The 1,350-nt window shown below is 66.4% G+C and carries 2 protein-coding genes; both read right to left on the reverse strand.

Annotated features, from left to right (window positions below; genetic code table 11):
- Positions 1 to 85 precede the first annotated feature (85 nt).
- Positions 86 to 997 carry a YihY/virulence factor BrkB family protein gene (locus Ato02nite_RS48325; protein WP_213013492.1) on the reverse strand — a complete coding sequence of 304 codons (912 nt, stop codon included), beginning with the start codon at positions 995 to 997 and terminating at the stop codon, positions 86 to 88.
- Between the two features lie 35 nt (positions 998 to 1,032).
- The coding region (locus tag Ato02nite_RS48330; protein WP_213013493.1) for a 2'-5' RNA ligase family protein at positions 1,033 to 1,350 on the reverse strand (318 nt) is incomplete at its 5' end.

Consider the following 1,350-nt stretch of genomic DNA (forward strand, 5'->3'; position numbering starts at 1 on the left):
CGACCCGATGGTGATGACCCAGGGAAGGTCGGCCACCGGCGAGTTCGCCGGCAAGTCAAGCGTCACGAGAGTGCCCACGGGCACATCATTCCGGGCGGCTGTGCCGAATCCAGGTATTTTGCCCCACCGGGGCATTTTTATCGTCAGCTGAAAGGTCGACGACGCGACCGTGCGGACTGGTCGCCGCCCAGGCCGCCCCGAAGAGCAGCAACTGATTGAAGACGTACAGGTAGACCAGCACACCGACGGCCGAACCGACCAGTCCGTAGGCCGGGTTGCGCGTCACCAGGCCGACGAAGGACTTGCCCACCGTGTTCAGCAGCGTGATGCCGATACCGACCTGGATCACCGGCGGCGCGATCCGGCGCACCGTCATCCGCAACCGCGGCACGGCCGCCAGCAACGCCGCGGCCAGGAGCATGTTGACCGCGATGGTGAGCAGCCAGCTCACCGCCGACTGCACGAAACCGTCGGCCAGCCAGCTCAGCACCTTCTCCAGGCCGTAGACGGCCAGCTGGGAGAGGGCGAGCAGCAGGATGAGGCCGATCAGCACGAGCAGGTCGAGCGCCTGCCGCACGCCGATGTAACCGGGCTGCTCGGGGATCTGCCAGATGAGCCGCTGGGAGGAGCGGATCGACTCGACCCAGCCGATGCCGGTGAAGGTCAGGCCGAAGATGCCGACGATGCCGACGGTCTTGCCGCTGGAGAGGATCGCCTGGATGTCGAGGAACGGCAGGTTCTGCGCGAGGAACTCGGTCACGATGTTCAGCAGCTCGACATTGCTGGTCAGCAGGATGCCGAAGATCGAGTAACCGATCAGGAGCAGCGCGAAGATCGCGAAGAACCCGTAGTAGGCGATCGCCGCGGCGAGCCGGCCGCCCTGCACGTCCCAGAAGCGCAGCAGGGCCCGGCTCAGGTGATCGAAATACCGAGACCGGTGGCGCCAACGCAGGATCTGCGCCTCGGCGGCGTCATACGCCCGATCGATCGGGTTCACGGGCGCACCGTAACCGAAATCACGCGGGCGGAAACTCAGACACCCAGGGGGAAATCGCGGCGTCTTCGCCAGGGCCCCTCGCCACCGTGCGTGAACAGCGTGAACGAGGCGACGTGGAACTTCGCCGAGAAGTCGGCGAGATCGTCGAAGACCGCGTCGAGCTGCTCGGGCGGCACGTCCTGGGCGACCGTCACGTGCGGGTGATAGGGAAAGCGGGAACCGCGCTCCACGTCGTCCGACGAGGTGATCGCCTCGGCGAGCAGCTCGCACTCGCTGATCCCGACCGCGAGCGCCACGAAGACCACCTCGGTTATCGGCCGGAACGTGCCGGTGCCGCGCAGATGGATGGTGAA

Origin of the sequence: Paractinoplanes toevensis, from assembly GCF_018332695.1 — a bacterium.
Lineage (GTDB): Bacteria > Actinomycetota > Actinomycetes > Mycobacteriales > Micromonosporaceae > Actinoplanes > Actinoplanes toevensis.